Annotated in this window: 20 protein-coding genes; 15 read left to right on the top strand and 5 right to left on the bottom strand. The window is 44.0% G+C overall.

Annotated elements, in window-relative coordinates; genetic code table 11:
- Nucleotides 1-201 precede the first annotated feature (201 nt).
- The 4 genes from purL to L1271_RS16370 all read left to right on the top strand — a co-directional run bounded on the left by purL (nt 202) and on the right by L1271_RS16370 (nt 7,256).
- Nucleotides 202-4,086, top strand: coding sequence for a phosphoribosylformylglycinamidine synthase (gene purL / locus L1271_RS16385; RefSeq protein WP_235368306.1), 3,885 nt, complete (start codon nt 202-204; stop codon nt 4,084-4,086).
- A gap of 104 nt (nt 4,087-4,190) precedes the next feature.
- On the top strand, nt 4,191-6,743 hold the full coding sequence (locus L1271_RS16380) for an intermembrane phospholipid transport protein YdbH family protein (protein WP_235368305.1): 2,553 nt from the start codon (nt 4,191-4,193) through the stop codon (nt 6,741-6,743).
- A gap of 3 nt (nt 6,744-6,746) precedes the next feature.
- Nucleotides 6,747-6,926 (top strand): YnbE family lipoprotein, encoded by a 180-nt coding sequence (locus L1271_RS16375; protein WP_010374602.1) that lies wholly within the window; start codon nt 6,747-6,749, stop codon nt 6,924-6,926.
- A 9-nt stretch (nt 6,927-6,935) separates the two neighbouring features.
- Entirely contained in the window at nt 6,936-7,256 is a 321-nt protein-coding gene (locus L1271_RS16370; protein ID WP_010607614.1) for a YdbL family protein, read from the top strand.
- 66 nt (nt 7,257-7,322) lie between these two features.
- Here the strand turns inward: L1271_RS16370 and L1271_RS16365 are convergent, their stop codons facing one another.
- Entirely contained in the window at nt 7,323-7,865 is a 543-nt protein-coding gene (locus tag L1271_RS16365) for a DUF1415 domain-containing protein (protein WP_010607615.1), read from the bottom strand.
- A gap of 3 nt (nt 7,866-7,868) precedes the next feature.
- Nucleotides 7,869-9,137 (bottom strand): lipid IV(A) 3-deoxy-D-manno-octulosonic acid transferase, encoded by a 1,269-nt coding sequence (gene waaA / locus L1271_RS16360; protein ID WP_235368304.1) that lies wholly within the window; start codon nt 9,135-9,137, stop codon nt 7,869-7,871.
- Nucleotides 9,138-9,282: 145 nt separating this feature from the next.
- Between waaA and L1271_RS16355 the strand changes: the two genes are divergently transcribed.
- From L1271_RS16355 to hldE, 3 genes are read left to right on the top strand one after another with little or no spacing between them, the layout of a single operon-like run.
- A complete protein-coding gene (locus tag L1271_RS16355; RefSeq protein ID WP_174169744.1) occupies nt 9,283-10,728 on the top strand; it encodes a capsule assembly Wzi family protein in 1,446 nt (481 codons plus the stop codon).
- A 40-nt stretch (nt 10,729-10,768) separates the two neighbouring features.
- Nucleotides 10,769-11,365 carry an SIS domain-containing protein gene (locus tag L1271_RS16350; RefSeq protein WP_010374612.1) on the top strand — a complete coding sequence of 199 codons (597 nt, stop codon included), beginning with the start codon at nt 10,769-10,771 and terminating at the stop codon, nt 11,363-11,365.
- Nucleotides 11,362-12,810: a bifunctional D-glycero-beta-D-manno-heptose-7-phosphate kinase/D-glycero-beta-D-manno-heptose 1-phosphate adenylyltransferase HldE gene (hldE, locus tag L1271_RS16345; protein WP_010607618.1), complete on the top strand. Its 1,449-nt coding sequence runs from the start codon at nt 11,362-11,364 to the stop codon at nt 12,808-12,810. The genes L1271_RS16350 and hldE overlap by 4 nt, the downstream gene beginning before the upstream one ends.
- Here the strand turns inward: hldE and L1271_RS16340 are convergent.
- A complete protein-coding gene (locus L1271_RS16340) occupies nt 12,807-13,520 on the bottom strand; it encodes a 3-deoxy-D-manno-octulosonic acid kinase (protein WP_235368303.1) in 714 nt (237 codons plus the stop codon). The two genes, hldE and L1271_RS16340, sit on opposite strands and share 4 nt — an antisense overlap.
- 107 nt (nt 13,521-13,627) lie before the next feature.
- Between L1271_RS16340 and L1271_RS16335 the strand changes: the two genes are divergently transcribed.
- The 6 genes from L1271_RS16335 to glpG all read left to right on the top strand — a co-directional run bounded on the left by L1271_RS16335 (nt 13,628) and on the right by glpG (nt 18,980).
- Nucleotides 13,628-14,695, top strand: coding sequence for a glycosyltransferase family 9 protein (locus L1271_RS16335; RefSeq protein ID WP_235368302.1), 1,068 nt, complete (start codon nt 13,628-13,630; stop codon nt 14,693-14,695).
- On the top strand, nt 14,688-15,242 hold the full coding sequence (gene gmhB, locus L1271_RS16330; protein ID WP_010607621.1) for a D-glycero-beta-D-manno-heptose 1,7-bisphosphate 7-phosphatase: 555 nt from the start codon (nt 14,688-14,690) through the stop codon (nt 15,240-15,242). Before L1271_RS16335 ends, gmhB begins: the two co-directional genes overlap by 8 nt.
- Before the next feature lie 225 nt (nt 15,243-15,467).
- Nucleotides 15,468-16,664: a glycine C-acetyltransferase gene (locus L1271_RS16325; protein WP_235368301.1), complete on the top strand. Its 1,197-nt coding sequence runs from the start codon at nt 15,468-15,470 to the stop codon at nt 16,662-16,664.
- A 44-nt stretch (nt 16,665-16,708) separates the two neighbouring features.
- On the top strand, nt 16,709-17,734 hold the full coding sequence (gene tdh / locus L1271_RS16320) for an L-threonine 3-dehydrogenase (RefSeq protein WP_010607622.1): 1,026 nt from the start codon (nt 16,709-16,711) through the stop codon (nt 17,732-17,734).
- Between the two features lie 104 nt (nt 17,735-17,838).
- Nucleotides 17,839-18,156, top strand: a complete 318-nt coding sequence (gene glpE, locus L1271_RS16315) for a thiosulfate sulfurtransferase GlpE (RefSeq protein WP_010374619.1) — start codon at nt 17,839-17,841, stop codon at nt 18,154-18,156.
- Nucleotides 18,153-18,980 carry a rhomboid family intramembrane serine protease GlpG gene (glpG, locus tag L1271_RS16310; protein WP_235368300.1) on the top strand — a complete coding sequence of 276 codons (828 nt, stop codon included), beginning with the start codon at nt 18,153-18,155 and terminating at the stop codon, nt 18,978-18,980. Before glpE ends, glpG begins: the two co-directional genes overlap by 4 nt.
- Nucleotides 18,981-19,033: 53 nt before the next feature.
- Here glpG and L1271_RS16305 read toward each other — a convergent pair whose 3' ends face one another.
- The gene (locus L1271_RS16305; RefSeq protein WP_010607624.1) at nt 19,034-19,429 is read right to left on the bottom strand and encodes a flagellar basal body-associated protein FliL; all 396 of its coding nucleotides are present in this window, start codon (nt 19,427-19,429) and stop codon (nt 19,034-19,036) included.
- Between the two features lie 157 nt (nt 19,430-19,586).
- Between L1271_RS16305 and L1271_RS16300 the strand changes: the two genes are divergently transcribed.
- Both L1271_RS16300 and ubiA read left to right on the top strand, forming a co-directional pair.
- Nucleotides 19,587-20,114 (top strand): chorismate--pyruvate lyase family protein, encoded by a 528-nt coding sequence (locus tag L1271_RS16300; protein WP_233525182.1) that lies wholly within the window; start codon nt 19,587-19,589, stop codon nt 20,112-20,114.
- Nucleotides 20,107-20,970 (top strand): 4-hydroxybenzoate octaprenyltransferase, encoded by an 864-nt coding sequence (ubiA, locus tag L1271_RS16295; protein WP_010607626.1) that lies wholly within the window; start codon nt 20,107-20,109, stop codon nt 20,968-20,970. Before L1271_RS16300 ends, ubiA begins: the two co-directional genes overlap by 8 nt.
- Nucleotides 20,971-21,025: 55 nt before the next feature.
- On the opposite strand, the gene L1271_RS16290 is transcribed toward ubiA, so the two are convergent.
- On the bottom strand, nt 21,026-21,928 hold the full coding sequence (locus L1271_RS16290; RefSeq protein WP_010607627.1) for a LysR family transcriptional regulator: 903 nt from the start codon (nt 21,926-21,928) through the stop codon (nt 21,026-21,028).
- Nucleotides 21,929-21,936 lie beyond the last annotated feature (8 nt).

Here is a 21,936-nt window from a genome sequence, read left to right as displayed (position 1 = left end):
GACCTAGGTTCTCTTTTGCGCTCGAAATCCCAACTTACCGCAGCAAAATCATAATTGCAAAAGCCGAATTAACTTAAGGTAATGATAGATTTGCATGATATTTTCTAGTTTTGACAAATTAGTGTTAATTCCGCGCGCTATTTCCACTATAATGAGCGCCCAAAGATATCGTTCAATCCTTAACCCCGGATGAAAATACCTATGTTAATCCTACGTGGTGCACCTGCACTTTCAGATTTCAAAGTCCAAAAGATCCTTAAAACCTGCGCTGTAGCTCAATTACCAGTTACCAATGTTTATGCCGAGTTTATGCATTTTGCTGATTTAACGGCTGAGCTTTCAGAGGCTGAGTTAACTAAGCTAAACAGCCTGTTAAAGTATGGACCGACTATTACGGAGCACACGCCAGAGGGCAAACTGATCTTGGTAACACCAAGGATCGGAACTATCTCTCCTTGGGCTTCTAAAGCGACAGATATTGCAAACAACTGTGGTCTTACGCAAGTACACCGTGTTGAGCGTGGTATTGCTTATTATGTTGAGGGTGAACTTACACAAGCTCAGTTCGAAGAAGTTGCACAGTTACTTCATGACCGCATGACCGAATCTGTTCATGCAGAGCTTGATGATGCTGCTAAATTATTCCGCACGGAAACGCCTCGCCCGATGTCTTCAGTGGATATTCTTGGCGGCGGCCGTGAAGCACTTGCGGTTGCGAACGTTGAGCAGGGCTTTGCACTAGCTGATGACGAAATTGACTACTTAGTCGAAAGCTTTGAAAAGCTAGGCCGTAACCCTAATGACATCGAACTGTTCATGTTCGCTCAAGCAAACTCTGAGCACTGTCGTCACAAAATTTTCAACGCTGATTGGACTATCGATGGTGTAGAGCAGCCTAAGTCGCTGTTTAAAATGATTAAGAACACCTACGAAACCAATAGCGACAATGTATTGTCGGCTTATAAGGATAACGCGGCAGTAATGACTGGCTCTAAAGCGGGTCGTTTCTTCCCAAATACTGACGGTGAATACGCTTACCACGAGGAAGATATCCACATTCTGATGAAAGTGGAAACGCACAACCACCCAACGGCGATTGCTCCATTTTCTGGCGCATCAACAGGTTCAGGTGGCGAAATCCGCGATGAAGGTGCAACCGGTCGTGGTTCTAAGCCAAAAGCAGGTTTAGTTGGCTTCACGGTTTCTAACCTTCGTATTCCAGGTTTTGAGCAACCTTGGGAAACTAACTTTGGTAAACCAGGACGCATTGTTAATGCATTAGACATCATGCTTGATGGACCACTTGGTGGTGCTGCATTTAACAACGAGTTTGGTCGTCCAAACCTATTGGGTTACTTCCGTACTTACGAAGAAAAAGTAGAAAGCCATAATGGCGCTGAAGTACGTGGTTACCACAAGCCAATCATGATCGCAGGTGGTTTAGGTAATATCCGTGAAGATCACGTGCAAAAAGGCTCGATCCCTGTAGGCGCTAAGCTAATCGCACTTGGTGGTCCTGCAATGAACATCGGTCTTGGCGGTGGTGCAGCTTCATCAATGGCATCTGGCCAATCAAACGAAGATTTAGACTTTGCTTCTGTTCAGCGTGAAAACCCTGAAATGGAACGTCGTTGTCAGGAAGTGATCGATAAATGTTGGCAGCTTGGTGATGATAACCCAATCGCGTTTATTCATGATGTGGGCGCGGGTGGTTTATCAAATGCATTTCCTGAGCTTGTCGACGACGGCGGCCGTGGTGGTAAATTCCAGCTGCGTAACATCCCGAACGATGAACCAGGTATGGCACCACACGAAATCTGGTGTAACGAGTCGCAAGAGCGCTATGTATTGGCTGTTGCAGCGGAAGACTTTGCTCGCTTTGAAGCAATTTGTAAGCGTGAGCGCGCACAATATGCGGTAATCGGTGAAGCGACGGAAGAGCGTCATCTAACAGTAGCTGATAGCCACTTTGATAATAATCCTGTGGACCTGCCACTAGACGTATTACTTGGCAAGCCACCTAAAATGCATCGTGACGTTGAGTCAAAGCGTGTAGTGGGTACAGCATTAGATACAGCTGGTATTGAACTTGAAGATGCAGCTAAGCGTTTACTTCGCCTACCTACGATTGCTGAGAAAACATTCCTTATCACGATTGGTGACAGAACCGTAACGGGTCTGGTTGCACGTGACCAAATGGTTGGCCCTTGGCAGGTACCAGTCGCTAACTGCGCGGTAACTGCGGCAACTTACGATACTTACCACGGTGAAGCGATGTCGATGGGTGAGCGCACCCCTGCGGCGCTACTTAACTATGGAGCATCAGCGCGTCTAGCAGTAGCAGAAGCGTTAACCAATATCGCTGGTGCTAATATCGGTAGCCTAAACAACATTAAGCTTTCTGCAAACTGGATGGCGGCTGCGGGTCACCCAGGCGAAGATGCGGGTCTTTACGAAGCGGTTAAAGCAGTTGGTGAAGAGTTATGTCCTGCATTAGGCCTTACAATCCCAGTTGGTAAAGACTCAATGTCGATGAAGACAAAGTGGGATGAAAATGGCGAAGAAAAGTCAGTGACTGCGCCATTATCGCTTATCATCACTGCATTTGGTCGTGTTGAGGATATTCGCAAAACAGTCACGCCTGAGCTTCGTACTGATAAGGGTGAAACCAGCCTATTCCTACTTGACTTAGGTGCTGGTCAAAACCGTCTTGGCGCGTCAAGCTTAGCGCAAGTGTACAAGCAACTTGGCGACAAGACACCTGACGTTGACAGCCCTGAGCTGTTAAAAGGCTTCTACAATGCGGTACAAACATTAGTTGAGTCTGGCAAGCTTATCGCTTACCACGACCGCTCTGACGGTGGTCTATTCACCACTGCCGCGGAAATGGCGTTTGCAGGCCATACAGGTGTGAGCATTGAATTAGATGCGCTGCAAGGTACAGACTTAGAAGTGCTATTCAATGAAGAGCTTGGCGCAGTATTGCAAGTTCGCAATGACGATATCGCTGCGGTTGAAGCGGTATTTGCTGAGCACGGTATTGCTGATATTGCACATCGTATCGGTACGCTAAACGGTGAAGACAAGGTTATCTTTACTCGTGGCGGTCAGGCAGTACTTGAAAACACTCGCACTGAGCTTCGCACTATCTGGGCTGAGACAACTTACCAGATGCAAGCACTTCGTGATAACCCTGATTGCGCGAAGCAAGAGTTTGACGCTAAGTTCGATGACAAAGATCCAGGCCTTAACGTTAAACTAAGCTTTGATCTAAACGAAGATATCGCAGCGCCTTACATTGCTAAAGGGGTGAAGCCTCAAGTTGCCATCTTGCGTGAGCAAGGCGTTAACTCACATATCGAAATGGCGGCAGCATTTAACCGTGCTGGTTTTGCGGCAATCGACGTACACATGAGCGATATCCTTGAAGGTCGCTTAACACTAGAGCAATTCAAAGGCCTAGTGGCATGTGGTGGCTTCTCATACGGTGACGTATTAGGTGCTGGTGAAGGCTGGGCTAAATCAATCCTATTCCATGACTCAGCACGTGAGCAATTCCAAGGCTTCTTCCAACGCCAAGATACTTTCAGCTTAGGTGTTTGTAATGGCTGTCAGATGCTTTCTACATTAAAAGAGCTGATCCCAGGCACGGAAAACTGGCCACGTTTTGTCACCAACAAGTCAGAGCGTTTTGAAGCGCGTTTCAGCTTAGTTGAAGTACAGCAAAGCCCGTCAATCTTCTTTGATGGTATGGCTGGCTCTCGCATGCCAATCGCGGTATCACATGGTGAAGGTCATGCTGAGTTTGCAAGCGAAGCGGCGGTACAAACGGCACTGAATTCAGGTTCAGTTGCTGTGAAGTTTGTTGATAACTACGGTGATCCAACCACTCAGTATCCAGCTAACCCGAATGGCTCACCTGCTGGTATTACAGGCATGACGTCAACAGACGGTCGTGCAACTGTGATGATGCCGCACCCTGAGCGTGTATTCAGAGCAGTTGCAAACTCTTGGCACCCAGATGAGTGGCAAGAAGATAGCCCTTGGATGCGTATGTTCCGCAATGCGCGTAAGCTAGTAGGCTAACATATTTGAAAAAGGTCACTTCGGTGACCTTTTTTATTCATGGCTCGATAATTATCTATCGGGTACACTGGAAGGGAAATAGCAATCATATTTTAGGGATACGAATGAAAAAATGGCTTTGGAGCTTAGCGTTGATACTCAGTGTTTTAGTGGGTGTTTACCTTGCCAGAGTTCCTTTGTCGCTCTGGGCCATTAAACATTTTATACCAGTTAATGAACTTCAGGTCAGTTGTCTTGACTGGCGCTTGTCGGGCTTCAATCGTATCCATATTACAAAAGCATGTGTGCAAACAGATGCGTTTAATGCCCAGCTTTATGATGCGCAACTAAGCATGCGCCAAGTCAATATTGAAAAAGCGAACATTCAACTTCTTCCGTCCAAAAATTCAGATGCAACTCAGCCACAGCGCCTTGCATTGCCACTCGACATCACCAGACCCAAAATGCAAGTTGCCAAGCTCTCTATATCTGGTGAGCCATTACCAAAGCCATTAGTCGTGTCGATTTCGGAGTCCGAGCTGAATCAATTTGTAGTTTCAGGTGACATCGCTGCTGAAGTTACATTGCAGCCAGAGCGTATTGCTGCAAATGTTGACCTTAGTGGCGAGTACCTCAGCGCTTTGTTACCTCCTCAGATCCAAGCCCTTTCAGGAACTAGCCAGCTTGAATTCGATGGTCTGGCTATAGACGCAGAGCTAGAACTTGAAACTCTAGTGGCGCTTGAACAGGCTGAGTGTAAAGGTACCTTTGCGTATATAGGTGCTGTGTCTGGGCGGTATGATTTTGCCACGCAGCAGGGGAAGATAGCACTTGCCGAACCGATTTCAGCGAAATCAATGCTTGATTGTCTTACTTCTGAATATAGCAAACTGTTACCGACCACTTGGCAGCTTCGTTTACCGAGTGAAATCACTATTTCTGCGGATTCAATCGCGACAGGTTTACTTGAAGTGGCAGGTAAAGATAAACCGTTACAGCTTGAAGTTAATGAGTTAGCAGTCGACTTAACTGAGCCTTTCGTCAATGGTGATATTCGCCTTGAATTTTCCGATGAAAAGTGGGGCGCGCATACACTGGCGGGAGCGCTTAGTGCGCGGCCAAATTTTGTTAATATGAGGGGGGAAATCACAAGTGACCTTCAAAAGCTTACACTGCAAGATGTTATTGCTGAGAATCTCGAGCTCAATAGCCGCTTCAAAATATTGGGTGATCCAACCAAGCTAATTACAGTTGAGGCTCAGCCGAGCATATTCTCAACCCAGTTATCGACATCAGATTTGGTGATTGATAATCCATCTCTGACGTTTGACTTACATGCGCAGCTAGATGTGCCAAAACTCAAAAGTGGACATCTACTACACAGAGTCTTACCTGAAGGAATGAGTTTTGCGATAACGCTTGATTCAAAACTGCAAAACCTGAGTGTTGAGAATGTAACAGCAAAACAGAGTGCGTTGAGTGGGCGAGTTGTGCTTGAGCCTACACATGATTTTGATATCAACCTCACCTTAACCAGTGCACAGATACAACAGCAGAGTTATAAACTGAATGAGTTTGCGCAGACACTGCACTGGCAAGGCTCAGTCGCGACCGGAGAAATCTTTTCAACCTTGTCGGGCAATACTAAGGTAGCAGAAGTTAACTTAGCCGACCTCAGTTTGAAAAACGTGAGCATTGACAGTAAAGGTCAGCAAAGCCGAGGATTGATGGCGTCACATGTGGTTAATATTGATGGTGTAAAGGCGTTGCTTGAGCATCAATATTCAAGCTTAAAACATCCAGCACAAATACAAGTGCCCACGCAGCAGCTCACTCAACTTCAGCCATATATTGACGCATTTTTACCGAACTTAAAAATTACCCATGGTAACTTCTATGCAGTACTCGAAGGGGATTTATCCACGCGCATATTTACCTTAGACGGGAGCGTTCAAAACGGCTCTGCGTTATTTAATGAACGGCTTATTCAAAATGCAGCGATTGATGTCTTTGGTCTAATAAGTTCAGCTAATATTCAACTCAAGCCAACCACACTGAGTGTTGAAGAGTTGAGAGCTGGTGTTATCGTTCAAGCAATAACAGGCCAACTATTCAGCGAAGCAGGCGTGGCTAAACTAAAAGATATTAACGCACAGGTTTTTGCCGGTAACGTGGGGATTGATGAAGTTAGTTTGGTCTCAACGCCGCAGGTCGTTCAGGTATCGCTAGATAAACTGAGTTTAGATCTTATTGCCGCCTCTGGGCATGATGCAGGCGTTGAGCTCAGAGGGCTGATCTCAGGCAAGTTACCAGTACAAGTATCTTCATCTGGGGTGCGTATTGATTCTGGTCATATCCATAATGTTGGTGAAGGGCTATTAAAGGTTGAAAACAATGCATCAATTAATGCGCTAAAAGAGCAGCAACCTAGCTTACAAACGGTGATTGGTGTACTTGACGAGTTGACCATTGAGCAATTGAGTAGTGGCGTAAATTTAAGTGAAGACGGCTGGTTGGACTTAGATGTTAAAATTACAGGAATTAACAAACTCCAACAACAACCAGTAAACTTTAACTATACACACTCAGAAAATGTGTTTACCTTATTACGAGCCCTACGCTTGAGCGACGAGATTACGCGCGAAGTGGAAAATGCGTTAAATAAAGAGGAGCGTTAGTGAATGAAATGGATGCTAGTGATATCAGCTTTATTGGTATTGAGTGCTTGTACTCATAAGGTGCAAGTAGAAACCAAAGAGCCTATTACGATCAACTTAAATGTAAAAGTAGATCATGAGATCCGCGTGAAAGTGGATAAAGAACTCGACAATTTATTCAGCGAAGACAGCGAGCTATTCTAAGGAGGATTTATGAAGCTAAAAGCAATCTCTACCCTAATTATTGGGCTCAGTATGAGCTTCGCCGCATTCGCAATTTCCATTGACGATGCTAAATCACAGGGTTTAGTTGGCGAAACTACATCGGGCTATCTTGGCGTGGTTAAAAATGGCCAAGGTGTACAGCAGCTAGTTGATGAAGTGAATGAAAAGCGCAAACAGAAATACCAGCAATTAGCGAAAAAGAACGGTATCACGCTTGAGCAAGTAGAGGCTTTAGCGGCTAAAAAAGCGTATAACAAAACGCAGTCAGGTCATTATATTCAAGTCAATGGCAGCTGGGTGAAAAAGTAGTAATTCAAAACCTTACAAGAAAAGGCTGGCTAAACCAGCCTTTTGACTATTTAACCGTAGCTTAGGTTATTTAACCTTGTGGCATTGCTGCAGCAAATGCTGCCAAAACGCTTTCCCTTTACGTCTTGCGAGGCGGATATTATTTTCTGGGATCTGTTCAGGATCGTTATAGTCTTCTAATGCTTGGGCCATACTTTCTTCGCGGATCAAGTGGAGTGTTGGGTAAGGCGCGCGGTTAGTATAGTTTGCTGCGTCATGCTCATCGCTATCAGCAAACACATAATCTGGATGAAAAGTGGCAATTTGATAAGTGCCTTCAAACCCTTGCGCTACTAATAAAGCGTTTGCTAGGTCGACGAGATCCAAAAAGTCATCAAAATTACTAAAACCCTTATCAAATATAACTAGTGTTGTTTCTCGCTCTGGCTCATGGTTTAACTCTGAGCACTGCTCTAACATATCCATTACGGCATCGTCGTGGCTTATCGCTTGAGACACGAAATAATGAATGCTGTTACTTTCAACTTCCTGTCGAGCAAACGGGCAAAAGTTGTATTTTACAATGACTTGGCTAACCCAGTTTTGCATTGTAGAGATGACTGTATTCATGAATTATTCCAAGCTCTTATTGATTAGTGTCATGGTTTTAGAAATAGCCCCGGTATTTTCAACTAGTACCGATTGAGCGTTAGCACCGATTTGCGTTCGAAGCGATTTATCTTCAAATAGCGTAATAATTTGAGCGGCAAGCTTGTCCTCATCATCGACTACGATGGCACCTTGTTGCGCGATAAGTTGAGGGTATATATGCGCAAAATTATAGGTATGTGGGCCGGTTAATATTGGCACACCATGAGCCGCCGCTTCTAGTGGGTTATGACCGCCGCGCTCAATCAAGCTACCACCAATATAGGCGATATCAGCACCACCAAATAGCCACTTTAATTCCCCTAAAGTATCCGCTAACAAGACCGAAGCTTCTGCGTCTATACCGTTACTACTCTTTCTGGTAAAAGCGATCTCTTGTTCACTGAGGTAGTCAGCAACCGCTTGAAACTGCTCGGGATGGCGAGGCGCGATAATAAGTAACGCATTACTTATCTGCTCTAATACTCGTTGATGAGCAGCAATGACTTGCTCATGCTCCTTAGGATGCGTAGATCCTGCAAGCCAAATTAACCGCTCGGGGTAATTTGCTTGAAACTGTCTTGCCTTTGCAATTTCTTCTTCGGTGATTGAGATATCAAACTTGATTGAGCCAGTAATGTGAAGCTTAGATTGAACAAGCCCGAGCTTGATGAAACGCTTGCCGTCTTCTTCATTATGGGCTGCAAGCAGATCTATGTTGCTCATCAAGCCTTTCGTTAACCAAGCATGCTTTTTATAACCTTGGTATGATTTTTCAGAGAGTCTGGCATTGACTACCAAGGTTTTACATTGGTTTTGTTTGGCGTAATAAAAAAGATTAGGCCACAGCTCAGTTTCCATCACAATAAGGAGTTTGGGCTTCAAGGAATTGAAAAATTTTCTGACCGCAAAAGCAAAATCTATAGGTAAATAACAGACATGTACCTGAACCTGAGCGCGAAAAGCTTTTGTTATCTCTTCTCTACCTGTTGGGGTGTTACAGGTGATAATGATTGATGTGTTCTCAGAAGCATTCAATATTGACTTTATAAGCGGGGTTGCTGCAAGCACTTCACCAACAGAAGCACAATGGATCATAATACTGTGTTGTGGCAGCTTGCTAATATTTCGGCCAAAGCGCTCATTAAAATGCACTCGATAACCTTGGTTTTTTCTACCTCGAATAAAATAGAGATAGCTCAATAACAAAGGGGCTAACACTAGCAACAGCAGGGAATATAAATGGCGTGCCATAGAAATTGCTTCAGCTCAAAAATCAGTATTTTACCTTGTTCCAGGGCGAAATTGAATGAACAACACAATTTTACACAGTTCAACAGATGCCTAGGGGCTTTTGGTTTGGTAGTATTTAGCGCATTAAAAGTAATGGAATAACAAAATGAATTTAGCTCGAGTACTCGCTTGCTGTAGTTTATTAGCTTCGAATCTCGCTTTAGCGAGCCCAACAGCCTATTTACCCATTGGGCAAGATCCGCTGTTGGAATATCAAATCGATAAAATGTTTGCGTTGACCGTTGGTACGCCTATGGCAAAGCCTTACCGTATCAGTGAAATCAAGATGCATTTGATGAAGCTTAGGCATATTGACGCCACATTACAACAGAGTATTAGTCAGGGAATTGCACCTTACTTACAAGATGACGCACTAACGCAAAGATCTGTCACATTGCGTGTTGATAGTGGTGAGGAAAAACAAATCGCCAACGACAGAGGTAATTATAGTGGTGAATATGCCGAATTGGGATTCGCTGGAGTATGGCGAGGCGGTGACTCGAGTATTCTACAAATAGGTGCTGAGTATCGAGTAGAAGCAGACAAGCTGGTGGCGTATAACACTTTTTACGGGCTATCTTATGGCAATTTACAGCTTAACCTAGGTTATAAAGAACATTGGTTCTCGCCATTTAAGCATTCGGCTCAGGTCTACTCTAATAACGCTAAAAACCGGCCTTCTATTTCATTGGGGTTAGTTGTTCCACTTAAAAACTGGTGGAATTTTGATGTTGAATTGTTTTATTCAGAGTTAGATAAAGTCGAAAAGGGAATTCGTTTTCAAAATACATTGCATGATGGTACACCGAAAATTGCTGGTACACACTTTAGTATTGAACCAATCGATGGTTGGAAAATTGGTCTAAATCGAGTACTACAATTTGGTGGAGGCCCAAGGAAGGTGGATTTTGAGGACTTTATTAAGGCCTATATAGATCCTGCTGGCAATGACAATAAAATCGGCGACCTGACTCAAGATGATGAACTTGGCGACCAATGGGCAACGATCACCACGAGTTTCACTACAAATTACGGTACCAGAGCACAATGGTATCTAGAGTATGGTGGGGAAGATACTAATAACCATAAGAACTATTTGTTTGGTAATACAGCGACTAGCGTAGGCATTTTCCTACCGAATGTAAGTTCAACCACCTCATTACGCTATGAATTTACCGACATGGAAAGTCTTTGGTACGTCAATGAAATTTATCAAACTAAAGGCAATACGATTGATGGGTTTGGTGTGGGACACTTTGCTGCCAACCATCGCCAGTTCGATGATGGTGCACCGACGCAGATCCATGTACTAGAAGGTACTTATCAAGCAGATTACCGTTCTTTGTGGCGAGCTAAGCTGTCGGTTATTGATAACGAAAGTAAATACTTCAACGAATTAAATGAGCTTGGTGCTGAATATGAAACTGGTTATGAATTTGAGCTGGCGCATATTGGTGAAGCTTACAGCAAGCAAGTCGAAACTAAATTAACCTTGGGTAAAGATGTCTTCGGTGAGAATTACACTTGGTTATCAGTCCATGTATACTGGTAGGTATCACGCGGGACAAGCATAGAATAGTTTAGGAACAAATATGTCATTGAATGAACAAGTAGCACAAAGCTACTTCGCAAGCTTACAGCGCCATGTTGATGTTTTTGAAACAATGGCAAACTATCACCAAGAATGTGTTGAGCTACTTGAAGCATGCCAAAGTACATTAGCAGCAGGTGGTAAGGTCATTTGGTTTGGTAATGGTGGCAGCGCGGCAGATGCGCAGCACCTAGCTGCAGAATTTGTGGTGCGTTACAAATTAGAGCGTGGTCCTTTGGCTTCGATTGCACTGACTACCGACACCTCAATTTTGACCGCGCACAGCAATGACTATCACTTTGACTCCGTATTTGAACGTCAAGTTCAGGCACTTTGTAAACCGGAAGATATGGTGATTGGTTTAACCACATCAGGTACGAGCCCTAATATCAATTTGGCACTTCAAGCCGCGAATGAAATTGGCGCGTTTACCGTGGCATTGACTGGCAGAACTGGTGGCAAAGTTAAGGATATTGCTAAATTACCGATTATTATCGCAAATGACGAGACAGCGCGTATTCAAGAAGCGCATATGTTTATTGGTCACTGGCTATGCGAAGCGGTCGATATGCTCGTTGCGGCGGAGCAAGAGGCATGAAGTTAGCGGCGCTTCAACAGCTAAATCAAGCCAAGGTATTGGTGGTTGGCGATGTGATGTTGGATAGGTACTGGCATGGAGATACCGGGCGCATTTCTCCTGAGGCTCCAGTACCTGTGGTGAAAGTCAGCGCGTTGGAAGACAAAGCTGGTGGTGCGGCGAACGTTGCCAAAAACATCGCTCACCTAGATGGTAAAGTGGGTTTGCTTGGGCTTATCGGCGAAGATGACAATGGCAAAACGCTTGAGGCTATTCTTACCAAAGAAAACATTGAGTCTAGCCTAGTTAACGTCGTTGAGCTGCCGACTATCGCAAAAATGCGTGTGATCAGCCGTCATCAGCAAGTAGTCCGACTCGATTTAGAAGAACCCTTTCAGTTATCTCACAGTCAACTACTGCTTGAGCGTCTAAAGCAAGAAGTTGATAAGTATGACTTTGTGTTGTTTAGCGACTACAACAAAGGCGCTTTATGCGCCATTTCAGATATGATTGCGGTGGCTAAAGCTGCTGGTAAAACGGTACTTATTGATCCCAAAAATAGTGACTTGAGCCTTTATCAAGGTGCTGATTTTATCACGCCTAACTTAAACGAATTTAAACTCGCAGGTGGAGATACAAGCAGCGAAGAGGCACTCACCTCTAGTGCGCGCGAGCTCCTGAAAACGTCAGGGATCGGTGCTATGTTGCTGACGCGCTCCGAGCAAGGTATGTCTTTGATAACCAATACTGAAAAGTTTGATTTCCCAGCTCAAGTACAGGAAGTAAGTGACGTTACGGGAGCTGGCGATACCGTGATCGCCACACTGACGACGATGTTAGGCGCAGGAATGTCTGCTAAAGACGCGGTGGAGGTTGCAAATATTGCCGCAGGCATTGCCGTGAGTAAGTTAGGTGCTGCAACGGTGTCACCGGAAGAGTTGAGTCGCAAACTGGGTCAATATCTTAGAGAAACGGGCGAGCACTACCAAACGCCGTTTGAAGAAGTGCTTAAGCACATTACTTTTGCCAAGCAAAACGGCGAAACCATTGTGTTTACCAACGGCTGCTTTGATATTCTCCATGCAGGCCATGTGCGTTATTTAGCGCAAGCTAAAGCGATGGGAGATAGACTCGTCGTTGGGTTAAATAATGATGAATCAATCTCGCGTCTCAAAGGGCCTGAACGTCCAATCAATCCATTGAAAGAGCGGGCAATGGTGTTATCTGCACTCGCTTCTGTGGATTGGGTTATTCCGTTTGGCAGTATTGAAGAAAATGACACACCAGCTAAGCTGATAGAAATGGTCAGCCCTGACATTTTGGTCAAAGGTGGTGACTATAAAGTGGAAGAGATTGCAGGTGCAGAGCATGTGCTTAATCAAGGTGGAAAAGTCGAGGTGTTAGCATTTTTGGATGGCTGCTCGACTTCCAATGTGATTAAAAAGGCACAGCTACAAAAAAGTTAACGTGCGCTGTGATAGGCTTGCATCAATACTTGCCATTGATTTTCATCAAAATAAAAGGTCGGCCATTTGCCGGCCTCTTTTTTAAATGAACGTTGCAAACGCTCCATGTTTGCGTGCTGCCAACTTGAGTTTGGCTGCATGATTTTGCCCTTATCAAAATCAATTAGAAATACTTTGCCGTTGGCATCAAACAAAATATTGTTGATGTTCAAATCATCGTGATAGGCACCGGCTTGGTGAAACTGAGCAATGGTGTGGCCGATACTTTCCAGTTCATTTGTACTAAGCGTTCTTGCTTGCAAAATTTCGCAAACACTGGTGGCATCAGACACCGCTTCGGTCAAAATATCTGCACGATAAATACCAAAATGAAGCGATATTCTTGCGCCAAGTGGTGTTGGGACTGGTAAACCTTGTAGTTGTAGTTGCTCTAGCAAAGCAAACTCTTGATATACGCGAGTATTTTCTAGTTTGGTAAAAATATATTGATCACTCAACAGCTTGCCGATTAAGCCACCACGATAATAGTGCTTGAGTACCGCTATGCCTTGATTAAACCGTACGAACCACGCCGTTGCTCGGCCTTCTTTCGAGCCGACAATCGCATTATTTTTCTGCCAATATTCAGGGTCAAACATTTCTTCTGAAACATCATGATCTAGGGTTGAAGGCGTTAGTAAATAGCTATGCGGCTGTTTGGTGATTTGCACGATATAGAATTCTTAAGAGTCAATTGTGGCATTCTAACGATTTTTCATCCTCAGTGAAACTTGCAAACTTGTTTGATTAATTTAAGATCAAGCGCTTGTTACTTTCCATGAGAACTATTGTTTTGAGCAAATCCTTGACCTCTATTTGTATTTTGCGACTTTCTGCGATTGGCGACGTGTGCCATGCAGTGAGTGCTGTACAGGCGATCCAACGCGCACATCCGCAAGCGAAAATAACGTGGGTGATAGGTAAGGTGGAAGCCATGTTGCTGGCTGACCTACCCGGTGTTGAGCTCGTCGTATTTGACAAAAAGCAGGGTAAAGCCGCGCTCAAGGCGTTAAAGGCAAAGTTCAAAGGGCAAAAGTTTGACGTATTACTACATATGCAGGTTGCGTTAAGAGCCAACCTTGTTGCGCGAGTTATTCCTGCAAAGCAAAAAATAGGCTTTGATAAAGAGCGCTCTAAAGAGTTACACAGTTTGTTTATTAATAAGCGGATCGCACCTCAACAGTCGCCACATGTGCTCGAAGGTTTCCAAAACTTTGCCCGTGCAATCGGTGCTGAGTGCGGTGAGCCAACATGGCAGATGCCAGTGACGGCAGCTCATCAAGCTGCGGCAAAATCGCTATTACCTGAAGGCAAGGTTTTTGTGATATCGCCTGCGGCAAGTAAAGCCGAGCGCAATTGGCTTCCTGAGCGTTATGCTAGGGTTGCAGATCATGCTGCTGCATTGGGGTTTCAGGTGGTGATAACGGGTGGCCCAACGGAACTTGAGCAAAACTTAGCAGCCGAAATTCAACAACACAGCCAAGCTGAGTTATTAAACTTAGTGGGAAAAACTGACTTGAAAACCCTACTTTGTGTATTGGAGCAAGCCGAATTGGTGTTAGCACCTGATACTGGGCCTGCTCATATGGCTGTGACAGTTGGAACGCCGGTGATCGGTTTGTATGCTCACTCCAACCCAACTCGCACAGGGCCGTACCTGTATCAAGACTATGTAGTTGAGGTTTATCATCAAAACCTCATTGCGCAAAAGGGTAAAACTGCTGAGCAATTACCCTGGGGAACACGGGTAAAAGGTAGCGAACTCATGTCTCAAATTTCTGTTGATGCTGTTATTACGATGTTTGAGCGGGTAATAAAAGAGCAGGGGATTGTGACCAATGCATAAGGCTGTATTTTTAGACAGAGACGGCGTTGTTAATAAAGATCACGCCTATGTTCATAAAATCGCGGATTTTGAGTTTATCGATGGGGTATTCAGTGCCTGCCAAGCATTTAGCAAAGCCGGTTATAAAATTGTGGTCGTGACGAATCAGTCGGGCATTGGCCGAGGTTACTACGATGAAGCACAATTTCACGCGTTAAGCGAGTGGATGTGCGCGCAGTTTATGGCGCATGGTGTTGACATCGCTGGTGTTTATTTTTGTCCTCACCACCCTGAAAAGGCACAAGGCCCATATAAAGTAGAGTGTGACTGTCGTAAACCAGAACCCGGGATGCTGCTGCAAGCGATAGCCGAGCATGACTTGGATCCTACGCATAGTATTATGATTGGTGACAAAGTCTCAGACATCAAGGCTGCCCGCGCTGCTGGCGTAAAAACAGCCATTTTAGTTGAGTCTGGGCAGAGCTTTAGTCAAGAGCAACAACAGCTCGCGGATAAAGTATGTGCGTCGTTGGCGGAGGTACCAGCCGCACTATGTTTGTCTGAGTAAAATAAAGTTTGCTGCCAGTTGTCGCAAATCGTGCATTTATTGTGTGAACCTTTTAAAATAAAGATATCTTTTAATGTACCAGGTATGATTGAATTGGTACGTTCCAATTAACTTGAGCTAATTAATATAGAATAAGCTCAAGCGTTAACTTCTGATAGTGAGAATGACAACCGCCTATGGCGATGCGTAGCTTACTATCACCGTGCAAAAAATGGAGACTCCCAGATGAGAGCATCGGCCTTCTACAGCCAGCTTCAGCAACAAATTGAAGAAGTAAAAGCTGAAGGATTATATAAAAAAGAGCGTATTATCACTTCTCAGCAGCAAGCTGAAATTGCAGTATCGACTGGCGAAAGTGTAATTAACTTCTGTGCAAACAACTATCTAGGTTTGGCGAATCACCCAGAGCTAATTAAAGCGGCGCAAGGCGGCCTTGATGACCATGGTTTTGGTGTCGCGTCGGTGCGCTTTATCTGTGGTACGCAAGATATTCACAAAACGCTTGAAGCAAAGATCAGTGAATTTTTAGAAACAGAAGATACTATCCTTTACTCTTCATGCTTTGATGCCAATGCTGGTTTATTCGAAACTATCTTAGGCCCTGAAGATGCAATTATCTCGGACTCATTAAATCACGCTTCCATCATTGATGGTGTGCGTTTATGTAAAGCTAAGCGTTTCCGCTATGCTAACAACGATATGGCTGATCTAGAGCAGCAGTTAATTGCTGCTGATGAAGCTGGTGTGAAAACCAAGCTTATCGCGACCGATGGCGTATTCTCAATGGATGGCGTTATTTGTAACTTAAAAGCGGTTTGTGACTTAGCGGATAAGTACGACGCTTTAGTGATGGTTGATGATTCACACGCGGTGGGTTTTGTTGGTGAAAATGGCCGAGGAACACCGGAATACTGTGGTGTATTAGACCGAGTGGATATTATTACAGGAACGCTTGGTAAAGCACTTGGCGGTGCATCTGGCGGTTATACCTCTGGTAAGAAAGAAATCGTAGAGTGGTTACGTCAGCGTTCACGTCCTTATTTATTCTCAAACTCGCTAGCGCCTTCAATTGTTACAGCTTCAATAAAAGTGCTAGACATGATGAAAGAAGGCGATGCCCTACGTGCTAAACTATGGGATAACGCAGCCTATTTCCGTACTAAGATGGAAGCCGTCGGCTTTACTTGTGCGGGTAAAGATCACGCGATTATTCCGGTTATGTTAGGCGATGCCAAAGTAGCCTCAGAAATGGCTGACAGATTGCTAGCTGAAGGGATCTATGTGATCGGTTTCTCTTATCCTGTCGTGCCAAAAGGGCAAGCTAGGATCAGAACACAAATTTCAGCTGCGCATACTACTGAGCAGCTAGACAAAGCAATCGAAGCCTTTACCCGTATTGGTAAAGGCCTAGGCGTCATTTAATTTTGCCACCGGCATTAAGCCGGTGCAGCTAACGAGCGAATACTATGAAAGCATTATCCAAGTTGAAAGCTGAAGAAGGAATTTGGATGGCGGATGTGCCAAAACCGGAAGTAGGGCACAACGATCTATTGATCAAAATCCGTAAAACAGCAATTTGTGGTACCGACGTACACATCTACAAATGGGATGAGTGGGCACAAAACACTATCCCAACTCCAATGGTTGTGGGACACGAATACGTAGGCGAAGTGGTCGATATGGGCCAAGAGGTGCGTGGCTTTAGCATTGGCGACCGAGTATCTGGTGAAGGTCATATCACATGTGGTCACTGTCGTAATTGCCGTGCTGGTCGTGTTCACCTATGTCGTAACACCATTGGTGTAGGCGTTAACCGCGAAGGTTCATTTGCAGAATACCTAGTTATTCCTGCCTATAATGCGTTTAAGATCCCTGACAACATTTCTGACGAACTCGCTTCTATCTTCGACCCATTCGGTAATGCAGTGCACACCGCATTGTCGTTTGACTTAGTTGGTGAAGACGTACTCATTACTGGTGCGGGTCCAATTGGTATTATGGCTGCGGCAGTGGCGAAACACGTCGGTGCGCGTCATGTGGTGATCACAGATGTAAACGAATATCGCCTTGAACTTGCCACTAAGATGGGTGCTACGCGAGCAGTAAATGTTGCCAACGAAAGCCTCGAAACGGTGATGAAAGATCTTGGTATGACAGAAGGGTTCGATGTTGGGCTTGAAATGTCAGGTGTTCCTTCTGCATTTAAGGGCATGTTAAACAGCATGAACCATGGTGGTAAGATTGCAATGCTGGGCATTCCTCCTTCTGACATGGCGGTGGATTGGAACCAAGTGATCTTCAAGGGTCTAGTGATCAAGGGGATTTACGGCCGTGAAATGTTTGAAACTTGGTACAAAATGGCAAGTTTGATCCAGTCAGGCTTAAACCTTGACCCAATCATTACACATCAGTTCCATGTTGATGACTTCCAGACTGGCTTTGATACGATGATTTCAGGGCAATCAGGTAAAGTGATTCTGAATTGGGATTAATGCTCAACTTTGCTTAGTGCATGAATGAGTAGTTATAATAGAAAGACGGCTAGGTCGATAAGGCTTAAGCCGTCTTTTATTTTTTAGTTTTAAATGGGTAACACATGTCTTTTAAACATATTTCAGTAGCAGACACACAAGCGCTTTTAGGCAATGATGATGTAGTGGTAGCAGACATCCGCGATGAAAATACTTTTGCACAAGGGCATATTCCAGGCGCTGAACATTTATCTAACGCTAATCTTGCGCATTTTATGCAGGAAAAAGAGTTTGACCAACCCATTGTTGTGGTGTGTTATCACGGGATCTCCTCACAAGGCGCAGCTAACTACCTAGTTGAGCAAGGCTTTGAAGATGTTTACAGTATGGATGGCGGTTTTACGCAGTGGGCAAGTGAATTGCCAAACGAGATTGAAAAGTGAAGTTAATAGCCCATTATCACAATGCACGACTAGCACAAGGTGCGGTCGATTATTTTAAGACGCAAGGGGTTTATTGTGTTTTGCACAGTCACGATGGGCAACAAGTTGAAGTTTGGCTAGAGCGTGGTGATGAAGCGCTTGCTATGCGTCTTTGGCAAACGTTTTTGGAGCAACCTGAGGCTGAACTATATCAAGCGGCTTCTTGGCAAACCGGAAGTACACAGGGGTTATTTAGCTACCAAGGCCAAAACTTAAACTTAGTAAAGCGCTTTTTGGGATTGAACTGGTTATTACAGGGCGTTTTTGGTGTCAGTATTATTATTTTTGTCGCCATGTTATTTGGTGACGCTAATGGCATCTTTTCTGCGCTACGTTTCTCCCTAGATAAACCTTGGACTTGGATAGCGCCTACACTGATACATTTTAGCGCCATACATTTGATTTTTAATTTAAGCTGGTGGTTACACCTTGGCGCGCAAATTTCAGAGAAACTAGGGCTCTGGGCGTTAGTTTGCATCTACTTTGTAACCGGCTTAACCAGTAATTTTATGCAGTACCTATTTGTTGACGCTAATTTTGGTGGACTAAGTGGCGTGGTCTACGGACTACTAGGCTTTTGCTGGGTAATTGGTCATCGAAATCCTGCCGGAGCCGCTTTGGTCTCTAAGCCTGTTATTGGTTTTATGCTGCTTTGGATGCTGTTTGGATTTACGGATATGTTTTTCATCAACATGGCTAACTGGGCACATTTGTTCGGACTGCTATCAGGTATGTTGGTTGCGGTATTTTGGCCTATCAACAGGCAACTCAAAGAGAATAGCTAGTTACTTCGAACTCGGAATCTAGCGCTTCCGAGTTCTTGTATGAGTTGATTCGGTTAGTGATATAAATATTTGGTAAAAAGCACATCTCGAACAATTTCCTGCCCAGTTTCTTCTTTTAGCAATGTCTTTAGCTTTTCAGCACAGCGCTTTCTGATTTCTTCTCTGCCAGTTAATGACTTAATGGTTTCTTCGTTTTCTTTACTCAGGATCTGTACAATTGCATCTCTTAGTAAAGGTGTATGGTGCTCAACCACGGCAATATTCGCAACGTCATTCAGCATTAGGTCAACGGTGACTCGGACATAGCCAAGCTTTTTATTAGATTGGCCTATGTAGTTCGTGATGATATCTGGCTCAAACCCGAAATACCCAATAGTTGAATCCGCTTTTACAGGGGAAGCCGCGGTTAATGCAATGCACAAAGTGAGTACAACAGCCAACAGTCTCATGTTTTATCAGGTATCCTAATGCAAGTTACTTTTTACTTAGTTTATACATAATTGCGTTGATTTTACAGTTGGCTTCAGCACAAACATAAACTTTTTAGAAAGCCTCTGCTCTGCTATTATGACCGCGGATTTTTAAAACGGAAATAGAACGTTGCCTTTGCAATTACCCTTAGAGCTCCCTTGGCTGAAGAACACACAGTTGGTGGATGTTGAGCCAGCACTTTCTCCTTATTTACTAGAGACCCAATCTCTAACCGCAAAATTGAAAGAAACTTGTGATAAATTTTCTGTGACTGTGCTTGCTAATGAGTTCAGGAGCGCTCCAGATGCGTTACGTACAGATCTTTCTGAACAGGTTTGGTGCCGAGAAGTAACGCTAAATTGTAACGGTAAAGCAGCTGTATTTGGACAAAGTTGGCTCAATGAGGACGCATGTACTGTCGGAATGGATGCAATTGGTGAGACGCCGTTAGGTGAGTTACTGTTTACTGATTCAAATTGGCAGCGCGGAACCCTTGAGTATCTTCGTTTAGCTACTTCAGACTATCCAGCGCTGATTGAACTTATTGCACCCACCACTGGCGTCGTCCCAGAGCGTTTATTTGCCAGAAGAAGCTGGTTTAAAAACGGTAAAGCAAAGATTTTAGTTTGTGAAGTCTTTATATCGGAAAGCTTTTATGATTGAACACCAGAAATGGCAGGCTTACAGCCAACTTATGCGATTAGATAAGCCAATCGGAACTTTACTATTATTATGGCCAACACTTTGGTCACTGTGGTTTGCAGCTGAAGGTATTCCAAGTATCTGGCTTATTGTTACTTTTGCACTTGGTGTATTTCTAATGCGAAGTGCGGGCTGTGTTATCAACGATTTCGCCGATCGCAAGGTTGATGGGGCTGTAAAGCGTACGGCGACAAGACCGCTTGCAAGGGGGGCCGTGACGAGTAAAGAAGCGCTAGGACTATTTTCTATTTTGGTAACGCTAGCTTTTATTCTGGTGCTTTTTTTAAACTGGCAGACTATTGCATTATCGTTTGGTGCACTTGTGTTGGCTTCTGTCTATCCTTTCATGAAGCGTTATACAAACTTACCTCAAATCGTACTTGGGGCTGCTTTTAGCTGGGCGATACCGATGGCCTTTATGGCAGTAAATCAGAATGTGCCAGTACTTGCTTGGGTGTTGTTTGCTGCGAATTTAATTTGGACGGTCGCTTATGACACCATGTACGCCATGGTAGATAGGGATGATGATTTGAAGATTGGGGTAAAGTCTACTGCGATTTTATTCGGAAAATGGGATCTCCACATTATTGCGTTGCTCAACATCACATTTATCGCGATGATGGCGGCAGTTGGTGTAACGTTTGATTTAAACCTCGCTTTTTGGTGTGGCTTACTCGCAGCCTCTGTGCTGCTTGTTAAACAACAATATGCCATACGCAATAGAGATAGAGACAGATGTTTTTGGGCTTTTTTAAACAATAATTATGTTGGCTTGGCGATTTTTGTAGGGGTCGTGTTGGGGTTTTTACCGTTCTAAAGTCGGTTATTAAAAACGGGCAAGTAATACAGATTATTTGCCCGTTTTTTTGCAACTAATAAGTTACTGTTTTTTTGCTAGATGAAGATGCTGCATCTTCGATTAGCTCAAGCAAGTGATTTATATGTGCATTTGAACCAATTTGATGATTGGTTTGTACAATCAATTGCTCTCTATCCAATGCCTTATTGGTTTTTAAGAAAACTAAGTTAGGATCTTGTGCGATGGTTTTGGAATGCTCAATGCTAGCAATTGCGAAACTGTTGCTATTCTTTAAGCCATCAATTACTTGCTCAATATTACCAATTTTAACGCTGGTTGATTTGTTTAGCGAATCAACGGCTTCATTAAGCATACCTTGAACTTGCTTTGATTGGGAAAAGCACCCATACATAGGATATTGCGTTAATTCAGCTTTTCTAATGCTGTCTTGGTTTGCTAGAGGGTGGTTTCTAGAAACAAACAAAACTAGCTGATCGGGTAGGTGAATATCGCTCACTATGCTATTTGCGCTTTGTAAATATACGCTAATATCAATTTCACCAAGTTGCAGCTTGCGAGTAAGCTCCAACTCATCTTGTAACTGCATCTCGATTTTTACATTAGGATACTGAGCTAAAAACTGACCGCAAGAAACTGGCACAATGCTACTTGCTTGTGTTGTATAACCAATAATTAACTTCTGGTTATCGCGACCAAACAAACTTTGCTTGATGGTTTTCTTGGTTAGGTCGAGTTCTGATAGCGTCGTTTTACAATACTTTAAGAACAGTTCACCTTGCTCAGTTAATTTTACTGAACGCGTTGAACGTTTAACGAGTTCACAACCTATTTCATCTTCAAGGGTTTGGATGCTTCGGGTAAGCGCTGAAGTACTGATCTGGGTTTGTTCTGCGGCTTGTCTAAAATGTCTTAAATTACCTAATGCTACGAACTGCTCGAGTTGTTCAAATCTCATGTGAAATT

Origin of the sequence: Pseudoalteromonas sp. OF5H-5 (assembly GCF_021530695.1) — a bacterium.
Taxonomy (GTDB): domain Bacteria; phylum Pseudomonadota; class Gammaproteobacteria; order Enterobacterales; family Alteromonadaceae; genus Pseudoalteromonas.
This window is presented reverse-complemented; position numbering and strand designations above follow the sequence as displayed.

What these genes read in the sequence shown, in the direction of transcription:
- purL (WP_235368306.1), top strand. Translation starts at nt 202, where the DNA reads ATGTTAATCCTACGTGGTGCACCTGCACTTTCAGATTTCAAAGTCCAA.
- L1271_RS16380 (WP_235368305.1), top strand. Translation starts at nt 4,191, where the DNA reads ATGAAAAAATGGCTTTGGAGCTTAGCGTTGATACTCAGTGTTTTAGTG.
- L1271_RS16375 (WP_010374602.1), top strand. Translation starts at nt 6,747, where the DNA reads ATGAAATGGATGCTAGTGATATCAGCTTTATTGGTATTGAGTGCTTGT.
- L1271_RS16370 (WP_010607614.1), top strand. Translation starts at nt 6,936, where the DNA reads ATGAAGCTAAAAGCAATCTCTACCCTAATTATTGGGCTCAGTATGAGC.
- L1271_RS16365 (WP_010607615.1), bottom strand. Translation starts at nt 7,865, where the DNA reads ATGAATACAGTCATCTCTACAATGCAAAACTGGGTTAGCCAAGTCATT.
- waaA (WP_235368304.1), bottom strand. Translation starts at nt 9,137, where the DNA reads ATGGCACGCCATTTATATTCCCTGCTGTTGCTAGTGTTAGCCCCTTTG.
- L1271_RS16355 (WP_174169744.1), top strand. Translation starts at nt 9,283, where the DNA reads ATGAATTTAGCTCGAGTACTCGCTTGCTGTAGTTTATTAGCTTCGAAT.
- L1271_RS16350 (WP_010374612.1), top strand. Translation starts at nt 10,769, where the DNA reads ATGTCATTGAATGAACAAGTAGCACAAAGCTACTTCGCAAGCTTACAG.
- hldE (WP_010607618.1), top strand. Translation starts at nt 11,362, where the DNA reads ATGAAGTTAGCGGCGCTTCAACAGCTAAATCAAGCCAAGGTATTGGTG.
- L1271_RS16335 (WP_235368302.1), top strand. Translation starts at nt 13,628, where the DNA reads ATGAGAACTATTGTTTTGAGCAAATCCTTGACCTCTATTTGTATTTTG.
- gmhB (WP_010607621.1), top strand. Translation starts at nt 14,688, where the DNA reads ATGCATAAGGCTGTATTTTTAGACAGAGACGGCGTTGTTAATAAAGAT.
- L1271_RS16325 (WP_235368301.1), top strand. Translation starts at nt 15,468, where the DNA reads ATGAGAGCATCGGCCTTCTACAGCCAGCTTCAGCAACAAATTGAAGAA.
- tdh (WP_010607622.1), top strand. Translation starts at nt 16,709, where the DNA reads ATGAAAGCATTATCCAAGTTGAAAGCTGAAGAAGGAATTTGGATGGCG.
- glpE (WP_010374619.1), top strand. Translation starts at nt 17,839, where the DNA reads ATGTCTTTTAAACATATTTCAGTAGCAGACACACAAGCGCTTTTAGGC.
- L1271_RS16305 (WP_010607624.1), bottom strand. Translation starts at nt 19,429, where the DNA reads ATGAGACTGTTGGCTGTTGTACTCACTTTGTGCATTGCATTAACCGCG.
- ubiA (WP_010607626.1), top strand. Translation starts at nt 20,107, where the DNA reads ATGATTGAACACCAGAAATGGCAGGCTTACAGCCAACTTATGCGATTA.
- L1271_RS16290 (WP_010607627.1), bottom strand. Translation starts at nt 21,928, where the DNA reads ATGAGATTTGAACAACTCGAGCAGTTCGTAGCATTAGGTAATTTAAGA.